Genomic DNA, 21,642 nt, shown 5'->3' with positions numbered 1-21,642 from the left:
TGATACCATCGAAGCGTTTGGATATGTGACATTTCAAACTGGGAATTAAATGTGACTCGCCATTGGTAACAACAGGGGTAGCACCGCAATTTTAAGAGAATTTTATGTGGGCTACCTTGCGTGAGTGTAAGCCCCCTGTCGCAACCGCAACGTAGACGTCTTCCCCTGCAATTTCGCAGTCAGCTGCACGTCCTCCACCTTCACCCCCGATGGCAGAACAACACGCCAGCGATACGCGGACGGACGTTCCACTTTCAGAGCTTTTCCCTTAGCCAGAGCACGAACGGATGCACCGCGAGGGGACACCTCCCCTTCCAAAAGTCTGGATTTCGCGTCCGTCCAGACGACGAAGACCTCTCCCCTGCTGATAGCACGCATATACGCCAGCAGTGCGTCCACCTGCTCAGGACGCATATCCGACGCGCCCGGCATACTGACTACCATCTCCCGCAGACTGTTTGGAGCTGTGTATTTCTTCTCGAAGCCCGAGTCGAACATCGCCCCCTCCGAACCATGACAGGAACTGCACTGTTTCTCATACGTCGCAACCACGCGGAGCGGCGCCGGTTTCAGACCACCAGCTGCTACCGCTGCAACCACACACAGGGCAGTGAGAGACAGCATACTAACGAGATTGCCCATCGTCCCCTCCGTCGCTTTTGGTGTCCTGCCCTGCCCACGAGATGCGGTAAATACGGTTCGTCGTGTCGCAGGTGAACAGCACACTGCCGTCTGGCGCCTCGACGCAGTCCACCGGCCGCGCCAGCACGCGATTTTCCGGCGAGAGAGTCTTGACGATGGTCAGACTGCCGTAGGGTCTGCCGGTCACCTGGTCAAACAGCACCCGCTCCACACGATAACCGTCGGGCACACTGCGGTTCCATGAGCCGCGGCAGGCTACGAACATGTCGCCCTGATGTCCGGGGAAATGCGTCTTCGTCAGGAAAGTGAAGCTGTTGGCTGCCCAGTGCGCGCCAAACGACCACGCTGGCGGTTCGGTCTTAGCCGCCAGTTCGAGGATGTCCGGGCGCTGATGGTATTCGATGCGGGGCAGTCGGTTGCCCACGATAAAGGGATGTCCGTAGAACTTTCCTTCCTCGTAGTGATTCAACTCGTCTGGCGGATTGAAATCCGTGACCGGCTGGAACCCCGCTCGCTCGCCCAGCGGTCGTCCGAACCAGTCGCTGCCGTGGTCTACCCCCCAGACCTCTTGCGTGCCCGGACGCAGGCGCAGTTTCTCGGTATTGCGAATACCGCTGGCGAACAGAGTTTTGCCCGTGCCGTCCTTTCGGAATCGCCAGATTTTCTGCCGCTCCGTAGCCGTTTCATCGTTGATATTGCCGGCGTCACCGATGGCGGTGTAAATATAGCGGTCGGTAACCAGAATGGGGCGCCACCAGTGTCCTCCCCCGCGCGGCAAAGAGCCTTCCGGGATGACAGTAACCACTTCGTCCGCCTTGCCGTCGCCGTTGCGGTCCCGCGCACGGTGAATAGCCCCTGTCTGAGTAAACCACAACCATCCGTCCGCGAAGTGCATTCCGTGAACCGTCGGATAACCGCTCACGAACGTATTGACCACTTCATACCGTTCACCGCGTTTGCGCAGGGCGAGGATATCTCCCTTCTGCGGACGGCTAAGATACAGGGTGCCCCGGTCGTCGAACTCCATGAATCTGGGGTTCTCGATACCTTCCGCTACCAGGTCCACGCGATAACCCGGTCGTACCCAGAACGCGGGAACCCCCTCACCTCGTATACCTTGCCGAAGGGTTCTCACGGAAGCTGCCCCCTTCACCTCGGATGAGGGCGATTGATGTTGAGCAGTGATGCAGCCCGTGATGAGTATCACCCCCATGCCGACTATCCCAACAAAGGGTATTCGTACTGCCATTGCGTTCGTCTCCCTCCTTGAGTCGTCTTCTCCAAACGATGTTAGCCGTAAGCAAGGAATCGCCGAAAGTGCGTCGAACGTACCAGAAAAGTATAGCTCACAGGAGACGCACGATGCAACCGATACGGATTGGGATGATAGGCGTGGGGCAGATAGGCAAAAGCCATCTGCATCAGTATGCACAGATACGCGGAGCACAGATAGTCGCTGCCGCTGACATTAACGCAGCGGAGCTGCAGCGTGTTGCCGACGAATACCATATACCCTACACCACCACCGACTTCCGCAAGCTGCTGGAGCGTGACGATATCGACGCCGTCGACGTCTGCTTGCATAATAATCTTCACGCGCCAGTGACCATCGAGGCGCTGCAGGCTGGCAAGCACGTGTACTGCGAGAAGCCCATGGCGGGTGCATACGTGGATGCACTGGCAATGTACGAAACGGCGAAGCGCACCGGCAAAAAACTCTCCATCCAGCTGGCAACCCTCTTCTCCAAAGAGACCAAAGCTGCCAGAAGGCTGATCGATGAAGGCTATCTCGGCAGGCTGTACCACGCGCGTTCCACGGGGTTCCGACGGCGCGGCAGACCGTACGTCGATGGCTACGGCACGGCGTCCTTTGTGCAGAAGGCAGTTGCAGCAGGCGGCGCGCTTTACGATATGGGTGTCTACCATATCGCACAGGTGCTGTATCTGCTCGGCTTGCCACAGGTGGAACGCATCAGCGGAAAGGTCTATCAGGAGACTGATATGGACCCTCGCCGCCGCGAAATCAGTGGCTACGATGTGGAAGAGCTGGGGTTGGGCTTTGTCAAGTGTGCGGACGGAGTGACGATTGACATCATCGAGGCGTGGGCAGTTCACCTCGACGGCTTCGAGGGCAGCTGCATCGTCGGCTCCAAAGGGGGCATTCGCCTGAATCCCTTCGGCTATTTCAGCACGGTAGCCGATATGGATATGAACGCCACCTTCGATCTCAACAGCGCAGACTGGCGCTGGCATCAGCTGTTTGAGAACACCGATGCTTATGACTCGCCGCAGCACCACTGGATAGCCGGGCTGCAGGGACGGGTAGAGCTGCTACCAACCGCCGAAATCGCTCTGGCAACCATGCTCATCAGCGAGGGCATTTACCTGTCCGACCAGCTGGGGCGCGAGGTTACAGCAGAGGAAGTGCGTCAGGCATCGAAATCCACAGCGATGAAGCTGTAAGCGGTCGTCCTGCTCGGGAGGAGGACGATCCCCCTGCAGGGGATACCTCCTCCCCCCATCTGCACGATGGCTGTGTGACCCTTCTGCCAGACTGTGGGAGAAGTGGTATAATGAAAGGGACGATGTATAAACCCTTGGTAGCGAGGATAGACGCCTTTGAGTGAGACCATCCCGCTGTCCCCTACCGAGATGCCAGCCATCTCGGTGGTGGTACCTGCCTACAATGAGGAGAACCGGCTGGGCGATACCCTGCCTGTCATGTACGACTACCTGAAAGAGCGTTTCCCCCAGTTTGAGCTGATTGTGGTGGATGATGGTTCCACCGACCGCACTCCGTCCATCGTTCAGGAGTTCGCGCAACAGCATCCTGAGGTTCGTCTCCTCTCTTATCAGCCCAATCGGGGCAAGGGGTACGCGGTGCGAACCGGTGTTCTGCAATCTCGCGGGGAGTGGCTACTCTTTTCTGACGCGGATTTAGCCACTCCCATCGAGGAGCTGCCAAACCTCGCTGCCAGGCTGAGGGAGGGTTACGATATCGCTATCGCCTCGCGAGCAGTGCGAGGCGCGAAGCTGGTCGTTCGGCAGCCCTGGTACCGGGAGTTCGCCGGACGCAGTTTCAACCTGATGGTACAACTGCTGGCGGTGCCGGGCATCCATGACACGCAATGCGGTTTCAAACTGTTCCGGCGGGAAGCGGCACGAGAGATATTCTCGCGATGCGAGGAAAACGGTTTCAGCTTCGACATCGAGGTACTGCATGTCGCTTTGCGTCTCGGATACCGGATAGCGGAGGTGCCCGTGCACTGGATGCACCGCGAGGGTTCTAAAGTGCGTTTGCTGCGCGATGCGGTGCGCATGTTCGTGGCGTTGCTGCGTATCTCCCGACGCCATCATGCTTTGCAGGCTATCGTACGAGAATCCCGTCAGGCGCCATGAACCCCGCCGAATATGAACGCATGTACCGCTACGAGGACCACTACTGGTGGTTCGTCAGCCGTCGCGAACTGGTGGACTCGCTGGTACGCCGGCTGCCCCTTGCGCCTGACGCGGTCATTATCGATGTGGGATGCGGAACCGGTGCGACCGCCGTGCAACTGCGGAACTACGGCAGGGTTATTGGTGTGGATATTTCGCCCCTTGCTCTGGCGTGGAGCCGGCAGCGTGGGCTGAGCGACCTGCTGCTCGCTGCCGCAGAGCGTTTACCCATCGCCCGCGAGAGCGTGGACGTAATTGTGGCTACCGACATTCTGGAACACCTCGACGACGACGTGGCGGTTTTGAGGGAGTTTCACCGTACGTTGAAACCGGGCGGATTCGTGGTGGTTACCGTACCCGCTTACAGCATCCTGTGGAGCGAACACGACCTTGCGCTGATGCACCGGCGGCGTTACGTCGCGCGCGTGCTGGCTCACCGCAGCCGTGCCGCTGGATTCGAGATAGTCCGCCTGACATACGCCCTCTTCTTCCTGTTTCCCTTCGCCCTCGTGATGCGATTGCTCAAACGCCGACCACCGCCCGGAAAGGAACCGGAAGCCCAGCTGCCTCCCCTGCCACCGTGGTTGAACCATCTGCTCATCCGATTTCAACGGTTCGAGACAGCCATGCTGGCGCACATGCGCTTCCCGTGGGGAGTTAGCGTGGTTGCCGTGCTTCGAAAGCGATGAGCCCAGAATGGATGCTTATAGCCGCAGCGGCGGCGTGGACGTGGACGAACCTGATAGAACCGTTTCACTTGCTCCTGCGAGAGCGTTCACTGATGCTTCCTCACCTTCCGCCCGCGCTGGACGGATTGACCATCCTGCACCTGAGCGACCTGCATATCCGTAAAATGGGTTTACTGGAGCATAAACTCGCCCGCCTGCTCTCACAAACCTCGGCGCACATCGTGGTTCTCACCGGTGATATGGTGGACGCCGACAGGGGTATTGCGCCTCTGGTGGAAATGCTTTCCCGCGTGCGGACAACTCTGGGGGTCTATGCCGTCTGGGGCAACTCTGAGCACAAGAGTTCCCGTCTCTCCCATCCCGACAAGCTGGAGCACGCGCTCAGGGAGGCCGGGGTGAATATCCTCAACAACGAAGCAAGGATGGTGCATTATCATGGTGCGAGTATCTGGCTTGGAGGGGTGGACGACCCTCATTCGGGTTTCGCCAATCTGCCAGCACTGGTTTCGTCTTTGCCACGCGCTGACCTGTATGTGCTATTGGCGCATTCTCCAGATATTCTGATGGACCCACTCACGGCGCGCTTTGACCTTATTCTGTGCGGACATACGCACTGCGGGCAGATACGTATCCCGCGCTGGGGGGCGTTGTGGAGTCATGCCCGGCTGGGGCGTTGGGTCGGTAACCCCATTCTCTATCCGAAACAGATTGCCCGCCACTTGAGTCGCCCCCTGCCCCAGCCGCATGTGCTGGTCTCGCCGGGCGTAGCAACGGTCGGCGTACCTCTGTTCAAGGCGCGCCTGTTTTGCTTCCCAGAGGTGACATTGCACGTGCTGCGCTCTAGCGTTTCTGCACCAGCGCAACCGTCGGCGCGGGTTTCTCCATCTCAGGAAACCTGACGAGGACTGCGGTATGGATGATTCGCGCCGTACCTTCCGGACTCAGGTCGTCGGTGTAGATAATCAAGTCGTATGCGCCATCTTCGTCGATGTTGCGCCCGAACGTCTGCTGCACAAAAGCGGCGCGTTTATGGTCAGAATCGCGGATGGCACGCTCTGCTTGCTCGCGGCTCAGGTTCATCTGCTCCATGACACGCCGGATGCGCACGGGCATTGAAGCCCTGAGCCGCACGTTGAGCGCACGGGGAAGCAGGAAGTTTGCCCCCCGTCCGAGGATGATGGCAAACCCCGCTCGTTCAATCGTCAGAACGACCTCCGCAAGGTGCTTGCGATAGCTCGGCGCCTCGAGGCCCCCGATGCCGAGTAGCGACTTCACGACCGTATCGATTTCGCCCTGAGCCTGCTCATCCAGCGACTGCACGATTTCCCTGCGTACTTCCGCATGGTTCGCAATGGCATCGATAATCTGCTGGTCCCACACGCGCCAGGGCTCTCCCAGCATCTCAGCCAGTTTCTGGGCAACCTCCGTTCCGCCTGCTCCCAGCTGGCGTGAAATCGTTACCACCGGGTGCACCACTCGCACGCGCTCGCGCTTCTGCAGCTCCTCGATACTGCGAAGGCGTATGATGGACTCAGTAATGCGCTGGTCAACCAGTCTGGGGTCTTCCCCAAGTCGTATCATGGTCATCGCCCCCTCTACACAGTTTGTACTCCTCTACCTTCAGTATATCATTGCGTTCACAAAATGACCAGAGGTCTTTGTACCGGTTTTGCGGACGATAAAGAAAAAGCGGCGGCAGGAAACCGCCGCCGAAGCCGGGGGATTACGGGACGCCTCAGGTGCGTATTATTTCCCAGCAGTTGGGCGACCTCGTACCTAAATGATACTGCAAACATGTTAACGGCAAGTTAACGCCCGCTATTTTTGGAAAGAAATTTCTGACAGGCACTCCTGCAGAGACCACTTCGGGCATATTAACACCAGTTCCACCGGAGGACAGGGCACTTCCCAGCCGTCGGATACCCTGCGCAGAGGCAGTTCCGCCACCGTATGCGCCTGCCCATTGCGCCACTCCACCACCCAGGCAGACAGCCCCTGCACGTGGCTGCGCCATCGGAGAGTTCCACCGTCCACCAGTGTCGCCGTCAGGAAATCAGATTGTGCCAGGGGCTTACCGTTCATGCTGACCAGCATCCACGCGCTTTGCCCCTGCGCGACCATCTCGCCGTTTATCCGCAGACTCCGCCCGCCCGTCGCCGCCACAGGCTGCGCCGCCTCATCGATGAGCACGGCGCACGGAAGGTCTTGCCACGCTTCCCATGCGATGTCCGCGTCACTCAGTCGCAAGCGCACGGCAGTCACGGCGCGTTTATCTTGTCTGGGAAGGAGCGAAACCAGTCGCAAGGCGTCATCTCCGGTTAGCGACGTCCTCCATACGCCCTGCCGCGCTTCGATACGCAGCGGAGGATGGATGCCCATAGCAGGCAACAACTGCAGATACAGGTTGGTGTCAGCGGCGGCGGTATGCGCCACATGCTCCACGAAAACATCCTTGTCGGGAAGTGTCTCCCACGGAACGGGGCAGTAAAACACCGCCCCCCTGCCCTGACGATGGTGATATACCGGGATGTTCGCTGAGATACGCAGTGGCTCTGCCTGCGCCTTCTCTACCACGGGCTGTGGCAAACCCGAGGGATGCTCTGTCACCTCCTGCAGGTTGACACCGCACAGTTTCTGCAGGCGAGAGGCGTCGCGTTTGCCCAGCGGATCGGTCGAGGGATCGCCGGACAAATACACCAGACATCCGCTCTCTGCCAGCCTTTGCAAGGCACTGACGGAAGCATCGGAGAGGGTATAAGCCAGCGGCATCAGCACCGCACGGGGCGGGTTCTGCGCCAGCGCGGGCAGGTCTGCCTCGTTCGCCACATCGAACGGAACATTCGTTGCCAGCAAGCACTCGATGGCATTCATCAGCGCCGTGTAGGCGAGCCCCTCCGGCGCACCCAGACGCCAGTTATCCGGAAGCACCAGCACCACGTCTACCCTATGGTACTCGCGGGGCACTCTGTCCGAAAACAGGCGCAGGTTACGATAGAGCTTCAAGACGGGTTTCGGACGTAATGGGTTGTTCCACGCGATGCCCCACGGGAAAACATTGACGGGGTCGTCGGTCCAGCACCAGTTCTGAATCTTGGTCACGTCGAGCGCGAGGGCGGCATGTACCACCCACCAGAAGAGCTGCCGCTGCTGCCACTCGGTGCGCTGGATGTGGTAGCCCATGCCTCCATGTTCCGGCGCCCAGGCATCATGTGTCTTGACCCCAAACTCCCCCAGATTCACGGTCTTACCTGCGAACCGCATGTCGTTCCACTTAATAGTTGCCATCAGCTGTGCCAGATCTTGCTGCGGCAGGTTGAAGTAGCCGATGTTCGAGGCGTCCATCCCGTTGATGGAAAGGCGCAGGTCAATGCCACCGCTGGGCCGCTGATAATATTCGCTGGTAATGGGGTGTTCGGTATCTTCGGATCGAATGGCTTCACATAATGCCCCTATCCAGCGTCGCATCAGAGACACCTGAAACTCACGGACGTCGCGCGTGCGCACCTCATACCATCTCCCTGAAACGGCGTTTTGCACGGGTATCTCGCCCAGCCTGGCTTCAGGAGGATGAGGCGCCCACGCCTGACGCAACGCTTCGTCGCTACCGTAACGATCGCGCAGAAACTCGTTCCACAGACGGCGAATGTCAGGCGTGTCCTTCAGGTTCAGCTGAAAATCGCCGTTGAGATAGTAGATGAGTCCCGGTACGTTTTTGTAGCGCGTCGCAAACTGCCGGCACATCTCCGCCTGCTGCTTCAGCGTAGCATCGTCCACGACCACATCCTGTCCGATGAGCAAACCAGCCATGTAGGGCAGACCAAAGCGCTGCGATAGCTGTACGACGGCGTCCAGCTCCCGCCACTGCGCTTCGGTAAAGCGGTAGCCCTGCGGGTGATACTGTAGATTCTCGTAAGTGTGCAGTCCGTATTCCCGCATTAGCCGTATCTCGCGGAACCAGGTCAGCGGGTTGTGAGAGCGAGACCAGAACCAGTTGCCGTAGGTGTCCGTGCCCAGCAAGAGCACTCGTTGCGCCGAGCCGTCAGGATGCGTTAACGTGAAGGCGTTGTGTTCGTAGGTGATTCGTACGCCGTTTTGAATCACCCGGTCGTCTCTGACACAGAAGCCGCTCTCCGCCCGGTCCAGCACCAGGTTGCCCTGCCGAACGTCCGCCTGCACCACCACGAAATCAGGCGCACCTGCAGGAACCGTCCAGTTCCACTGTATGTTTGCTTTCCCTCTGGAGGGCACCTGCAGTCTTTCTTGCCTCTGTTGCAGGGTCTTACCTTCGGGTGATAACAGCCGCCACAGCACATGCACGGTTTGGGGGCGTGCCGACGTATTGCGCACTTCCAACTGCAACCGCGCGTTTTCCCCCCGCTGATACATCGCATAGTCGCTGCGCAATTGTTCCACCATGACACCGGCTCGCAACAGCCGCACCACCCGCCGCAACAGCACTTCGCCCTGCGCCCCCGCAAACACATCGCGGTTCGTAACGCCGAAAATCGCCCACGTGGAATCGGTAAAGGCACCGGCAAAGTGGCGAACCAGCGCGCCCGCCACGCCTGCAAATCTCCCATATCCGTCCTGAACCATCACCAATGGCACCCATCGCGCGTTCTGGCGCAGCTGCGCCGTTGCCTCATAGCCTTTCACTGCGCCATCAGACCGCCAATTCGACCCTATTAGCGCTGTCGGCGCAGCGACCAACCGTGCGCCCGTTATCGGCTGGTCAGGACTGAAAAGGGTGAGCTGCGTGGGAGTAATCACCAGTCCATCTTCGGGTTTACCGTAGTGGGCGTTGATGCGTTCCTCACGCGGGACCGGTGCGCAGGTGACCTCATCCAACCACATGCTACCTGAAGCCAGATAAAGCCCCGCGTGGAACACCACCTTTGCGGCGTTCGGTACAATCGCAAATCGGTCTTCGTAGCGCTTCCAGCCCTGTGTACCACGCACCTGAGCAAAGTCCTTAAAGGCAACCAGTTTGCCATCGCGGTCATACTGGTACGCCGCCAGAAAAGCAAAGCCCGGTCCCTGCACATTTTCCGTGCGCAAATGCGCGCCGACCAGGTAGATACCGTTTGGCTCTACCGGCAGCGTATAGCTGAACCGCGCACCGCCCTGCACGTTGTCCGCAGTTACTTTTGCGCATCGCTCACCTGCCGCCGGCTTCTCGGTCACAATGTGACACTGCTTTCTGACATCGGCTTCCCAACCGATTCCACCCTGCTCGAAGCCTCCGTTAGGCACGGGGTTCTTTCGCACCTGTTCCATCTGCTGGCGGATGAACTCAGCGTACGAGACCCATTTGCCGTTCTGCCTCATCAGCAGATGGTCGAACGCGTATCCACCGGTGCAAAACAGGTCGCCGCCCTGCATCAGGAAAGCCTGCAGGGATTTTCTTGCCTCCACCGGAAACGACGCTCCTGTGGGCACAATCAGCAGGTCAAACCTCTCGGCGTTAAAGGTTTCCGGGTTTGCCAGCTGGGACGCACTCAAAGGGGTAAGCGGGATGCCCTCCGCAGCCAAAGCGCGTTGGAAAGTTTCCAGCGGGGTACGCACCCCCTTCACGGGCAGGGAAGGCTCATGGAATATCGCCGCACGATAGCCTTTCGCCCGCGGCACACCTTGCGGTTCTGTCCATTGCACCGCTTTTTCCCCTTTTACCAGGTTGATGTTGTCGAACCACGCGGTACCGCTGGCGTTATATATGCCGAGGCGCAGTGCAATATACTCTGCCTGCACGTTAACCTGAAACGTATACTCCGCGTAAGTCCACGAGTGCGTGCCAGCATACCGCGCAAAGTCATGTGCTCCTACCATGCGTCCGGCGGCGTCGAGCTGATAGATTGCCATGAACGCATATCCCCCGCTTCCCGACGCGGGTTGCACATCCCGCGTTGCCAGCCAGCCGCACACCGTCAGCTTCTCGCCAGGCACCACAGCGTAAATCACCTGCTCGACCTGTACCCCCTGCGTGCTATCCACACGAAGGCTCCGGCTTCCACTGCGTCGGTGAACGGTGTCGTATGAAGCCCCGCTGGCAATGCTCCAGCCAGCGTCGTTCTCGAAACCGCCATTGCGCAGTAGAGAGGGCGTTGCTAGGACGGCAGTCCCTCGCAAAATAAGTATAAGTATAACGCCTGATATTGTACACCAACTCTTCATGCCGAACCTCCTGCCCATCCGATTCCTCAGGGTTTCACAGAAAGTCCTGCGATACGTGTTCCCCATCGAGCGGCACTTGCACAGAATCTCATCCACTGCACTCCTTTGGGGAGATGCCGAGAGAGTCGCAAAGCAATATCTGGCTCACCGCTACCAGTGCAGCCGTCTCCGTGCGCAGAACGCGCGGCATCAAAGAGACTGTGGTCGCACCGTGCTTCTGGCACAGCAATACCTCGTCGTTCGTCAGTCCCCCTTCCGGGCCCACAATCACTGCAACTCCTGCATCCAGAGAGCCGCACCTCAACCATTCTGCCAGCGACAAAGCCGCGCCATCCGGGTGCAGTGTCAAGATACTTGCTCCAGCTACCTGCTGCAACGCCTCGGGAAGAGACAAAATACCGTCCACGGCAGGAACTTTTGCTCGATGTGCCTGTTCCGCCGCTTCTTTGGCAATTCTCCGCCACCGTTCCATGCGGGCTCTTTCCCGCTCTTTTTCCAGTCTCATCACACTGCGCTCGGTCTGCACCAGCAGAAAGCGAGAGACGCCGATTTCCGTCCCGTGCTGAATGACCTGTTCCAGCTTTTCGCCTTTCGCCAGCGACTGCACCACGGTGATATGCACCGTTGGCTCCACATCCAAAACCACCCAGTGCCCCACGCGGGCAACCGTTTCTTCTCTATACACAGACTCCAGCACACAATGATACTCTTTGCCGGAGCCGTCCAGCACGCCGATTTCGTCGCCGGGCTGCAGCCGAAGCACCAAGCGAATCTGCCGGGCATCCTCCCCCAGAAGGCGCACGATGCCATTCGAAAACTGCTCCGCCGGTACAAAGAAACGATGCTTGGGCACGGTCTAACCTCTCCTCGCGGCGAACGCACACCAGCCGCCGCGTTCCCGATGTTGGAAATCCTGCCAGGGCATCTGCAGCAAAGCCATGCGGATACGTTCACTGCGTTCTTGCACGATGCCGCTCACCACCAGCCATCCCCCTCGCCGCAGACACCGCCCGAAATCCGGTAACAGGTTTTCGATCACCTCCGCGGTGATGTTCGCCACGAGGAGGTCGCATTGCGGCGCGTCCTCGCAGCCATCTGCCAGCTGCACAGAGACCACCCTCTCCACGCCATTGCGAGCCACATTGCCCGTAGCCGCCAGCACGGCTACCGGGTCATTATCTACAGCCCATACCGATACGGCGCCCAGCTTCGCCGCTGTAATTGCCAGTATGCCCGAACCTGTACCAATGTCCGCGACGACCATTCCCGGACGTAACAGTTTCTCCAGAAACCCGATACATAACTGCGTCGTTTCGTGTTGGCCGGTGCCGAAAGCCATGCCCGGATCCAGCTCAATCACCACGTCCCCCTCTTGCAGCGTGTAATCCTCCCAGGAGGGCTTAATCACCACACGCTCACCCACGCGCAGCGGGTGGAAGAACTGTTTCCACGCTTCTGCCCATTCCTTCTCGTCCCTGACCCGCTCCGCGAGATGCTGCACTGGCGGTAGACCCCACTCCGGTAGAAGGCAAAGCTGCGCCTTGAGAAATTGAACGCGCTCATCCAGCCCTTCGGTCACCGGCAAAGCGGCAATCACCCTGTCTGTGTTCAGGCTAACACCCTGCGCTCCTGCCTCTCGGCAGATTTCAGCCACCGCTTCATGCGATTCGGGGGGAATCACGATATGCAGCTCCAGCCATTTCATGCCGCTACGCTCCTGCTTGAGCGTCTTCCCGCTTCCGGCGTATCAGCCAGCCCAAGACCGCGGCTGTCAAGCCCAGTGCAACGTACGCGATACTCCACACAGCAAAGCTGCGGGCGACCCTGAACAGTTCCACCGGTGCAGAAAGGTTGAGCAGAAAAAGCCAATCGTCCGGTCTGTCGGAAAACACGGTTAAATTGTAAACCACCTGCGCGAAAAGATACAGCATTCCCGCCAGCAGGAATAACGCCCCCCATCGGTTCCGCACCACAACGGAGGCAAAATACCCCAACGCCCATATCCACCAGACATAACCTGCAAGGTATAACCACACCACCAGACCAGAACGCATCTTTGGTGGCAGAAACCGGTCTGCAATAAGTCCTGTCAGTAACAGCAACAGCAGATAGAGCAATGCGCTTTGTACCGTTCCCACTTTCAAAGAACGCGGATACAGCCACTGCCACCATCTTTTCCCTCCCAGTGGCACCCCCGTCGACACGAAGAGGGCGATGGTGGCCAGCGAAGCAGCCGTCACAATCGGCATATAGTTGGCTATAGGGACGGGAAACGGTGCGCTTCTCGCCGCCAGCACCGCAGCGAATAGAGACAACAGATGTAAAAGCGCCGTCAGCAAGCGCGTTTTCCATGCCCCCTGCCGGGCATCGGGCAACAGGTAGTTTGCCGCCACCTGCAGCAGGATCGCCAGCGTGAGCAACACAGATGCCGCTGTCAACAGCCGGAACTGCCACGAAGTGAAACCGACGCCCGACAAGAAAACAGATGTGGAGGCGCCCCCAAAGGCTCGGCTCATCACAAACGCAATTCCGAGCACGATGCCCGCGAAGTAAGCGCTCGCCAGCGTGCCGTACGTCAACACGTTTGCCAGAGTGGTATTGGAGCATATCGCGCTCATCATCAAACCGAACGCCGCCAGCAGCGCGCCGGTGAGTAGCATCCCCGCATACCGCTCCAGCATCACCCCGGTATCTATACCGCCCATCAAAAACAGAACGGCGATTAGCGGCATACCGCACAGGATCAGCACCACGACAAACGCCAGCGCGGAGGCGAACTTACCCCACACTATCGCAAAGCGGGAGAGTGGCGTCATGATGAGCAGGTCGTAGGTGCGTTGTTCGCGTTCCATCGTAATCGCGCTGGTGGTTAGGGCTGGCGTGATAAAAGCCACCAGAAACCACTGGGTTGCCACCAGCGTCTCGAACAGCGTCTGTGCCAGACCTGCGGTGCTACGCTGCACACCAACAGCCATAAACTGGTCGTACGAAATCACCACTACCAGCCCCAGCGCCAGCAGGTATGCAACGAGGCAACCATACGTTCGCGCCCCGCGCATCCGCTGGCGCGAAGACTGCCGGAAGACGGGGTTCTCCAGCCGTTCTATCACTATTGCACCGCTCCCTGCGTGACGCGCATGAAGATGTCTTCTAGGTCGGTAGGTTGCTCGGCGAAGGAGAGTACTTTGACTCGCTTCTCCGCCAAGGCCCACACCACACGATAGTGCTCGCCCGGTGGACCCACATAGTGCGCCCGGATGACCCCATCCTCCACACGCACGTCACGGATATCCTGCAGCTGGCTCTGCAATACCTGTACTGCCGTGTCCGTATCGTCAGCCACTTTAATCTCCAGCACGTGCGAACCGGTCAGCTGGCGCATGATGGTATTAATCTCGCCGCTGATGAGCAGTTCTCCCTGCTCGATAATGGCAATCTTATTGCAGATATCCGCCAGTTCGGGCAGAATGTGCGAGGAGATAAGGATGGTCTTGCCCATATCGCGCAGTTCTTTCAAAAGCTCCTTGATCTCGATGCGGGCGCGGGGGTCCAGCCCGGACGCAGGCTCATCCAGCAGCAACACCTGGGGATTGTGCAACAGGGTTTTGGCAAGGCACAATCTCTGCTTCATCCCGCGCGAAAGAGCCTCGACGTAGTCGTTCCTTTTGTGCGACAGGTCGGTCAGCGCAAGCACATCGTCGATCAGTTTCTCACGTTCGGAGCGCGGGATGCGGTAGGCGCACGCGAAAAAGTCCAGATATTCCCACACTTTCACATCATCATACACCCCAAAAAAGTCGGGCATGTAGCCGATCAAGCGCCTCACCGCTTCCGGCTCCTTAACCACATCGTGCCCCGCGATGGTGGCGGTACCGCTTGTCGGCTCGAGCAGAGTAGCCAGCATCCGAATAGTGGTGGTCTTGCCTGCGCCATTCGGTCCGATAAATCCCAGAATATCGCCCTCGTCGATGCGCAGGTTCAGGTTGTTCACTGCCACCAGATTGCCATACTTCTTGGTGAGCTGGTGTGTTTCTACGAGTGCCACGGCGTTTTTCCTCGCCCATCACGCCCTTGGGACGTCCCTTGTAGTGATACAGGTTAACACAAAAACTCCTCTCTTGGCAAGAGGGTACATCCGTGTGCAGGGCGAAGTTCATGCATCAGCAAGGGTCGCTGGGCAGCTCATGGTGCCCGGTGACAAGGAACAGTACAGGCATGAGGTGACAATCCCATGGTTCGGATAGCGATTGCAGGGTGCGGCAGCGTCAGCCGCCATTACCTGAGCGATCTGAAGACCAGTGAATACGCTCATGTTGTTGCGCTCTGCGATGTGGTGGAAGAACGTGCCCGTGAACGCGCTGAGGAGTTCGACGTGCCGAATGTCTTTACGGACGTGGACGAGATGCTCAGCCAGTGTGAGTTCGATATGCTCATCAATCTTACCTCCATGCAGCAGCATTACCCTGTTAACCTGAAGGCACTGCAGGCTGGCAAGCACGTGCTGTGCGAAAAGCCGTTTGCCACCACGCTCGAGGAGGGACGCACCCTGATAGAAACCGCAAAGCAACGTGGAGTCTACCTCTGGGGTGCGCCAACGGTCGTTACCAGCCCGGCGTTCCAGTGCATGGCAGCGCTGCTGGCGCAAAAAGCGGTTGGCGACGTGTACGTTGCCCGTGCGTGGTACGGGCATGGAGGACCCGGCTGGGGACCGTGGTTCTACCAGAAGGGCGGTGGTTGTCTGTTCGATCTAGGCGTGTACAACATCACCACCTTGACGGGGTTACTCGGTCCTGCCAGAAACGTTACCGCGCTCATGGGTACCGCCATCAAAGAGCGCTTTGTGGAGGGACAGCATGTCCATGTAGAAGCGGACGACAATACCATTGTGCTGATGGACCATGGCAACAGTGTCTTCTCCTGCGTGATGACCGGTTTCGTCTACGGTCCCTATCATGAGGAACGCACTATCGAACTGGTCGGCACGAAGGGCAGTATCAACATGCTGGGCTGGGACTGGCATCCGAAGGGCGTGGAGGTCTGGGACGCGCAAGCCAGCGCGTGGAAGGTGGTCTGCGAGGACCAGAAGGGCTATAACTGGAATCAGGGCGGCTCGTACCTGGCGCGGTGCCTTGCCACGGGCGAAAAACCGCTAATGACCGCCGAACACGCCTTCCATGTGCTGGAGGTCATGCTTGCTGCCCAGAAGTCCGCTGAGACGGGACAGCGGATAGAAGTGCACAGTCGGTTCCATGCCCCCTGGTGGGAAGGATGAAATTGCAGCTTGAGCATACCGCTCGCTGACTGCCACGCACATGAAGTCGCCGTTGTTTTAGGTGAGGTCTCCCCTTGCATCCTCGCCAAAGTTAGGGTATTATAATGCGTGGATTAGCACTCGGCATTGTCGAGTGCTAAAATACTGCTTGAGGAGGTGAACCTGCGATGCCTGAGACCGCAGTGAAGGTACAGCTCAAACCGCTTGCAGACCGTATTGTGGTCAAACCGATGGAAGCGGAAGAGGTAACCAGTGGCGGCATCGTCTTGCCCGACACTGCCAAGGAAAAGCCCCAGAAGGGCGAGGTGGTTGCCGTGGGACCGGGCAAGATGCTGGATAACGGCAAAGTGGTCGAGATGGAAGTCAAAGTTGGTGATGTCATCTTCTACTCGAAGTACGGTGGTACGGAAATCAAAATCAACGGCGAAGAGTACGTCATCCTGCGCCAGGACGACGTGCTGGCAGTACTGGAGCAATAAGGAGGGAGTGACAAATGGCGGCAAAGATGCTGTTGTTCGATGAGGAGGCGCGTCGGGCGCTGGAGCGCGGTGTGAACAAACTGGCGGATGCCGTGAAGGTGACGCTGGGACCGCGTGGACGTACGGTTGTGCTGGAAAAGAAGTTCGGCAGCCCTACCGTGATTAACGATGGGGTAACTATTGCCAAAGAGATAGAGGTGGAAGACCCCTTCGAGAACATGGGCGCGCAGCTCGTGCGCGAGGTCGCCAGCAAGACCAACGACGTGGCAGGCGACGGAACCACCACCGCCACCGTGCTGGCTCAGGCTATCGTGCGCGAGGGCTTGCGCAACGTTGCGGCTGGTGCAAACCCCATGCTCCTGAAGAAGGGCATTGACCGCGCCGTAGAGGCTGCGGTAGAGGAAATCCGCAAGATTGCAACCCCTGTGGAGACCCGCGACGAAATCGCTAATGTTGCCACCATCTCCGCCAACGACCCGAAGATTGGCGAACTGATTGCCGACGCGATGGAGAAGGTGGGCAAGGACGGCGTGATTACCGTGGAGGAGAGCAAGGGCACCGAGACCACGCTCGAGCTGGTCGAGGGAATGCAGTTCGATAAGGGCTACATCTCGCCCTATTTCGTGACCGACCCCGAGCGCATGGAGGCGGTGCTGGAAGAGCCGTTCATCCTGCTGTATGAGAAGAAGATTAGTGCCGTGCAGGACCTCATCCCCATTCTGGAGCAGACCGCCCGCATGGGACGCCCCTTGTTGATTATCGCCGAGGACGTGGAAGGCGAGGCACTGGCGACGCTGGTGGTGAACAAGCTGCGCGGCGTGCTGAATGTGGCGGCGGTGAAGGCGCCCGGCTTCGGTGAGCGACGCAAGGCGATTATGGAAGACATCGCCATCCTCACTGGCGGCAAGTTCATCACCGAGGACCTAGGCATCAAGCTGGAGAATGTGGACATCTCCATGCTGGGACGCGCCAAGAAGGTCATCGTCGCCAAAGAGGAGACCACCATCGTGGAGGGTGCGGGTTCCCCGCAGGCGGTGCAGGGACGCATCGCGCAGATTAAGCGACAGATCGAGGAGACCGACTCCGATTACGACCGCGAGAAGCTGCAGGAGCGGCTGGCGAAGCTGGCGGGCGGCGTGGCGGTCATCAAGGTGGGTGCCGCCACCGAGACCGAGCTGAAGGAGAAGAAGCACCGCATCGAGGATGCGCTGTCGGCGACCCGCGCGGCGGTGGAAGAGGGCATCGTGCCCGGCGGCGGCGTTACCCTGCTGAACGCCATCCCCGCGGTGGAAGCGCTGCAGGCAGAGGGTGACGAGCTCGCCGGCATTAACATCGTGAAGCGTGCGCTGGAGGAGCCAACTCGCCTGATCGCCTCGAACGCCGGTGCGGAAGGCTCGGTCATCGTGGAGAAGGTTAAGACCCTGCCGAAGGGGCATGGCTATGACGCGGCGAAGGGCGAGTTTGTGGATATGATCAAGGCGGGCATCGTCGACCCGGCGAAGGTTACTCGCTCCGCGTTGCAGAACGCCGCCTCTATCGCGGGCATGTTGCTCACCACCGAGGCGCTGGTCGCGGAGAAGAAGGAAGAAGAGAAGTCCGCATCTGGAGCACCCTCGTACTAAACCTAGAGACTGCTCTGCAACGAGGGGACGGGCGTTGCCCGTCCCCCGCTTTTTCGGCTAGGGCGATAAGAGGAACAGTATCCAGCGCGGCGGCTCGAGACCGGTCACCGTCCGTGCAGGTGTCGCTAGCGGCATCGGGTAAGCCCCTCCGGCTACCGGGTCATACGGGGCGCGTCGACGCTGCTTCCATGCCTGTGCCAGCCTTTGCATTTCCTGCTGGTTGCGCGCGAAGTAAGACTGGAACACGAATTGGCGCGCCGTTTCGTAGTGCGCCGCCCAGCCCTGCAAGCGTTCGCCATCCGGAGGACCGCCGACCGCTGGTGTGATGATGACGAAAAAGGGCTCCACTTTCCGCAAGACGTCACTCACAGCTTGCATGTTTGGTAGCTGCTGGTTCACCGTATACCGGTTGTCCCCTTGCCCAATTTGCACTGGCACCTCCACCAGCGGCGTCTCCGGCAGCCACGCCCAGATGTGGTGCGTATACCATGCCGCTCGCCACGGAACATCGCAAAGGCCTACGAGAGGCATCTCCAGCTTCGCATTGGGATTGCGTTGCTTCAACTCGCTGGTAATGCGGTCCAGACGTTGCGATAGCACAGTGAAAGCAACCAGTTCATCGCGCGGCGGTTTGGGTTCGCGAAAGATGAGGGCAAACGCCAGCGGCAGCATGGCAACCAGCACCACACCGGTCAATGCCACGCGCCATGCGCGCTGCGCGTCCTCGCCCAGCAGCGTCTCTAACAAATCCCGCAGACTCCCCACAGCCAGCAGCACAAAAGTCGCCGTGAAACAGTGCATCGCCAGCGCATTACTCCCCGGCACGCCAAAAGAACTGCCCAGCAGCAACAGTACCGCCGTCCACCATATCATGTTTCGCCACATCGCGAGCGCGCGCAAACGCATCGGGATGAACAGCCCGGCAAACGCCAGAGCCATCACCACCGGGTGCGGGAACGTCATGAGCGAGTAGACGCCGTTGCGCAGGTTGCGCGACCACTTGCCCAGAACCTGCTGCGTATGCTCGCGGAACATGGAGACCGGGCTGGGAGGACGGGAGTTTTCCTCGTACTTCCGGTAGAGTGAGTAGCCAGGGTAAGGTTTGGTTGCCATACCGATTTCGTACACGCGCAGGTTGAAGAACGGATTACCGAAGAGCCGGGTATTGCGTATCCAGTATGGCAGGCTAATCAGCGCAAATCCCAGCAGGAAAAGCGCCACGTGCTTGCCGCGGCGTTCGGGATTGGTGAGAGCCAGGTAGATGCTTGCGGGAATAAGCAGCACCCACAGCGAGATTTGCGTCAGGTAAGCCATGCCAGCCACCAACCCTGCCCAGAAACTGCGACGTGGTACGCGCTCCTGCCACACTTCCTCCGTCTCGCCGGTGGCGGGTTCCACAGTCACCTCACTGGGGCGGTAAAGCAAGTAGCACGCTGCCAGCAGCAGAAACCCTGCCATCGCCGCAGGCCCGCCGGAAATCGCAAGCGTCGACAGGGCGGCATCGGTCAATAGCAGTATCGCCGCCGCCCAGTATCCCACTGACGGGCTGAACAGGCGCTTCCCCACAAAATACACCAGCACCAGACTGAGGACAAACCATATTATCGATCCCAGCGCGAGCTTACTGTCCTGCGTGCCCCGGTATAGCAGCAACGCCAGAAACATCGGGTACAGCGGACCGTGTTCAAGGTCGTACGCCTCGCGCACATCCTTCCAGTAGTACAATCCCAGCGGGACAATGTTATTGGTGACGAACCCTCGTCCCTTCGAGAGGTTGTATGCAATCTGGCCGTAGTCCATCGCTTCATCGGACGGACCAGTGAAGTATGCCCGGTAAAAAAGCCCTATCACACCGAACGCGATGGCTAACGACACTATCCACAACACAACCTGCCGGACGATGTCCCTTCCGGTGCGATGGGCAGTGGTTCGCGATTCATCCAGTGCCATACTCCTGACTCCTTCCTGCGACTGCGTGCTGCTCCTCTAATTCTTGCCCAATGTCTTGTTGTCCTCTAGTGTCAACGAACGTATTTTATCCGATATGGCATACCTTTAGTACTTGCAACATTTGGGCGGACATCCTAAAATAATGGCAGCGAGTTTTTTGAGGGGATTTGCTCTATGCGAGCGGTTGGGAAGACACGCTTTGCGGTTCAGGCGCCTTCTGTTGCCGTCGCGGGCGTTCAGCAACGGGAGGGTGTGGAGGAGGCTGCACGCGAGCGAGGGGTCACCTTGCGCTCCGTGTTGATAGGTACTCTGCTTATCCCGGTCAATACCTACTGGATTATCCAGGTGGAAGGCATCTGGCATCGGAACCACGCGACCGCGATGTCTCTTTTCTGGAACACGGTCTTTTGCCTGATGATACTGATTCTTCTCAACGTTCTCGTGCTAAAGCGCTACTTTGCCCGCTATGCTTTCACGCAGGGAGAGCTCATCGTCATTTATGTGATGATTACCATCGCCTCCGCGCTGGCAGGGCACGACACCCTGCAGCTGGGCATCCCCGCGCTGTCGATGCCCTTTTGGGGAGCAAACGAGACAAATGGGTGGGACCAACTGTTTAATCACTACTTTCCGAAATGGCTCACGGTACAGGACAAGGAGTTCCTGCGTCCTTACTATGAAGGGCACAGTTCGCTGTACATCGGGGGACGCATCTTCGTTTGGCTCCGACCGGTGCTCATCTGGAGTGTATTCATTGGCGTGATGGGGCTGGTCATGGTCTGTATGAACGTCATCCTGCGAAGGCAGTGGATGGAGAACGAGAAGCTCAGCTACCCCATCGTGCAGTTGCCGATGGCGATGGTGGCGAACGGCGGCAACATGAGCTTCTTCCTGCAGAAACCGCTGATACTCGGTGCCTTGCTCGGCGGTGGGCTGGACGTGTTGAACGGGCTGCATGTGCTGTTTCCCGCAATACCCGAAATCATCGTCCGACATGACCACCCCTCGCGCAACCTGCAGCAATACTTCACCTCGCCTCCATGGAACGGTGTGGGATGGTTTCCGCTGCCGCTGTATCCATTTATCATTGCGCTGGGCTACTTCTTGCCGGTAGACCTTTCCTTCTCCATCTGGTTCTTCTTTTTGCTGAAGATGGCGCTGCGTGTTGTGGCGACGGCGGCAGGTGTAGAGCAAGGTCGTCCCTACACATTCCCCTTCTTTAACGAGCAGTCCTACGGCGCGTGGTTTGCCATTTTCGCCTTTGCCATCTGGGGGGCGCGGCATCACCTGCGCGAGGTGTGGAGAAAAGCGGTGAACCCGCGCTACGCAGGCATCGACGATTCGCGGGAGGCGCTGACCTATTGCGGTGCAGTCATCGG

General features: G+C 58.9%; 17 protein-coding genes. 8 read left to right on the top strand and 9 right to left on the bottom strand.

Annotated elements, in window-relative coordinates:
• Nucleotides 1-111: 111 nt before the first annotated feature.
• The gene (locus tag K6U75_15965; protein MCL6476534.1) at nt 112-642 is read right to left on the bottom strand and encodes a cytochrome c; all 531 of its coding nucleotides are present in this window, start codon (nt 640-642) and stop codon (nt 112-114) included.
• Nucleotides 626-1,891: a PQQ-dependent sugar dehydrogenase gene (locus K6U75_15960; protein MCL6476533.1), complete on the bottom strand. Its 1,266-nt coding sequence runs from the start codon at nt 1,889-1,891 to the stop codon at nt 626-628. Before K6U75_15960 ends, K6U75_15965 begins: the two co-directional genes overlap by 17 nt.
• A 113-nt stretch (nt 1,892-2,004) precedes the next feature.
• Between K6U75_15960 and K6U75_15955 the strand changes: the two genes are divergently transcribed.
• From K6U75_15955 to K6U75_15940, 4 genes are all read left to right on the top strand, one after another.
• The gene (locus K6U75_15955) at nt 2,005-3,105 is read left to right on the top strand and encodes a Gfo/Idh/MocA family oxidoreductase (GenBank protein ID MCL6476532.1); all 1,101 of its coding nucleotides are present in this window, start codon (nt 2,005-2,007) and stop codon (nt 3,103-3,105) included.
• A gap of 189 nt (nt 3,106-3,294) precedes the next feature.
• Entirely contained in the window at nt 3,295-4,041 is a 747-nt protein-coding gene (locus K6U75_15950; GenBank protein ID MCL6476531.1) for a glycosyltransferase family 2 protein, read from the top strand.
• Entirely contained in the window at nt 4,038-4,769 is a 732-nt protein-coding gene (locus tag K6U75_15945) for a class I SAM-dependent methyltransferase (GenBank protein ID MCL6476530.1), read from the top strand. The genes K6U75_15950 and K6U75_15945 overlap by 4 nt, the downstream gene beginning before the upstream one ends.
• Nucleotides 4,770-4,780: 11 nt before the next feature.
• Nucleotides 4,781-5,668: a metallophosphoesterase family protein gene (locus tag K6U75_15940; GenBank protein MCL6476529.1), complete on the top strand. Its 888-nt coding sequence runs from the start codon at nt 4,781-4,783 to the stop codon at nt 5,666-5,668.
• Here the strand turns inward: K6U75_15940 and K6U75_15935 are convergent.
• The 6 genes from K6U75_15935 to K6U75_15910 all read right to left on the bottom strand — a co-directional run bounded on the left by K6U75_15935 (nt 5,610) and on the right by K6U75_15910 (nt 14,985).
• Nucleotides 5,610-6,350 carry a cytidylate kinase-like family protein gene (locus K6U75_15935; protein MCL6476528.1) on the bottom strand — a complete coding sequence of 247 codons (741 nt, stop codon included), beginning with the start codon at nt 6,348-6,350 and terminating at the stop codon, nt 5,610-5,612. The genes K6U75_15940 and K6U75_15935 overlap by 59 nt on opposite strands.
• 237 nt (nt 6,351-6,587) lie before the next feature.
• Nucleotides 6,588-10,940 (bottom strand): hypothetical protein, encoded by a 4,353-nt coding sequence (locus K6U75_15930; GenBank protein ID MCL6476527.1) that lies wholly within the window; start codon nt 10,938-10,940, stop codon nt 6,588-6,590.
• Between the two features lie 88 nt (nt 10,941-11,028).
• Entirely contained in the window at nt 11,029-11,793 is a 765-nt protein-coding gene (locus tag K6U75_15925) for a 16S rRNA (uracil(1498)-N(3))-methyltransferase (protein ID MCL6476526.1), read from the bottom strand.
• 3 nt (nt 11,794-11,796) lie between these two features.
• Nucleotides 11,797-12,645, bottom strand: coding sequence for a 50S ribosomal protein L11 methyltransferase (gene prmA / locus K6U75_15920; protein MCL6476525.1), 849 nt, complete (start codon nt 12,643-12,645; stop codon nt 11,797-11,799).
• 4 nt (nt 12,646-12,649) lie between these two features.
• Complete coding sequence (locus tag K6U75_15915) at nt 12,650-14,050, bottom strand: ABC transporter permease (protein ID MCL6476524.1); 1,401 nt, start codon at nt 14,048-14,050, stop codon at nt 12,650-12,652.
• Entirely contained in the window at nt 14,050-14,985 is a 936-nt protein-coding gene (locus K6U75_15910; protein ID MCL6476523.1) for an ABC transporter ATP-binding protein, read from the bottom strand. The genes K6U75_15915 and K6U75_15910 overlap by 1 nt, the downstream gene beginning before the upstream one ends.
• Before the next feature lie 186 nt (nt 14,986-15,171).
• On the opposite strand from K6U75_15910, the gene K6U75_15905 reads away from it, so the two are divergent.
• The 3 genes from K6U75_15905 (at nt 15,172) to groL (ending at nt 18,313) form a co-directional block, all read left to right on the top strand.
• Nucleotides 15,172-16,212: a Gfo/Idh/MocA family oxidoreductase gene (locus K6U75_15905; protein MCL6476522.1), complete on the top strand. Its 1,041-nt coding sequence runs from the start codon at nt 15,172-15,174 to the stop codon at nt 16,210-16,212.
• 167 nt (nt 16,213-16,379) lie between these two features.
• On the top strand, nt 16,380-16,691 hold the full coding sequence (gene groES / locus K6U75_15900) for a co-chaperone GroES (GenBank protein MCL6476521.1): 312 nt from the start codon (nt 16,380-16,382) through the stop codon (nt 16,689-16,691).
• A 14-nt stretch (nt 16,692-16,705) separates the two neighbouring features.
• Nucleotides 16,706-18,313, top strand: coding sequence for a chaperonin GroEL (gene groL, locus K6U75_15895; GenBank protein ID MCL6476520.1), 1,608 nt, complete (start codon nt 16,706-16,708; stop codon nt 18,311-18,313).
• A 57-nt stretch (nt 18,314-18,370) separates the two neighbouring features.
• On the opposite strand, the gene K6U75_15890 is transcribed toward groL, so the two are convergent.
• Nucleotides 18,371-20,263, bottom strand: coding sequence for a glycosyltransferase family 39 protein (locus tag K6U75_15890; GenBank protein MCL6476519.1), 1,893 nt, complete (start codon nt 20,261-20,263; stop codon nt 18,371-18,373).
• 174 nt (nt 20,264-20,437) lie between these two features.
• Here K6U75_15890 and K6U75_15885 point away from each other — a divergent pair.
• The coding region (locus K6U75_15885) for a hypothetical protein (GenBank protein ID MCL6476518.1) at nt 20,438-21,642 on the top strand (1,205 nt) is incomplete at its 3' end.

The sequence above is a fragment of the Bacillota bacterium genome (genome assembly GCA_023511455.1).
Taxonomy (GTDB): domain Bacteria; phylum Armatimonadota; class HRBIN16; order HRBIN16; family HRBIN16; genus HRBIN16.
This window is presented reverse-complemented; position numbering and strand designations above follow the sequence as displayed.

Excerpts from the sequence above, each read along its gene's own strand:
- K6U75_15890 (MCL6476519.1), bottom strand. The coding sequence starts at position 20,263 with ATGGCACTGGATGAATCGCGAACCACTGCCCATCGCACCGGAAGGGAC.
- K6U75_15955 (MCL6476532.1), top strand. The coding sequence starts at position 2,005 with ATGCAACCGATACGGATTGGGATGATAGGCGTGGGGCAGATAGGCAAA.
- K6U75_15965 (MCL6476534.1), bottom strand. The coding sequence starts at position 642 with ATGGGCAATCTCGTTAGTATGCTGTCTCTCACTGCCCTGTGTGTGGTT.
- K6U75_15960 (MCL6476533.1), bottom strand. The coding sequence starts at position 1,891 with ATGGCAGTACGAATACCCTTTGTTGGGATAGTCGGCATGGGGGTGATA.
- groES (MCL6476521.1), top strand. The coding sequence starts at position 16,380 with ATGCCTGAGACCGCAGTGAAGGTACAGCTCAAACCGCTTGCAGACCGT.
- prmA (MCL6476525.1), bottom strand. The coding sequence starts at position 12,645 with ATGAAATGGCTGGAGCTGCATATCGTGATTCCCCCCGAATCGCATGAA.
- K6U75_15905 (MCL6476522.1), top strand. The coding sequence starts at position 15,172 with ATGGTTCGGATAGCGATTGCAGGGTGCGGCAGCGTCAGCCGCCATTAC.
- K6U75_15945 (MCL6476530.1), top strand. The coding sequence starts at position 4,038 with ATGAACCCCGCCGAATATGAACGCATGTACCGCTACGAGGACCACTAC.
- K6U75_15940 (MCL6476529.1), top strand. The coding sequence starts at position 4,781 with ATGCTTATAGCCGCAGCGGCGGCGTGGACGTGGACGAACCTGATAGAA.
- K6U75_15935 (MCL6476528.1), bottom strand. The coding sequence starts at position 6,350 with ATGATACGACTTGGGGAAGACCCCAGACTGGTTGACCAGCGCATTACT.
- K6U75_15930 (MCL6476527.1), bottom strand. The coding sequence starts at position 10,940 with ATGAAGAGTTGGTGTACAATATCAGGCGTTATACTTATACTTATTTTG.
- K6U75_15950 (MCL6476531.1), top strand. The coding sequence starts at position 3,295 with ATGCCAGCCATCTCGGTGGTGGTACCTGCCTACAATGAGGAGAACCGG.
- groL (MCL6476520.1), top strand. The coding sequence starts at position 16,706 with ATGGCGGCAAAGATGCTGTTGTTCGATGAGGAGGCGCGTCGGGCGCTG.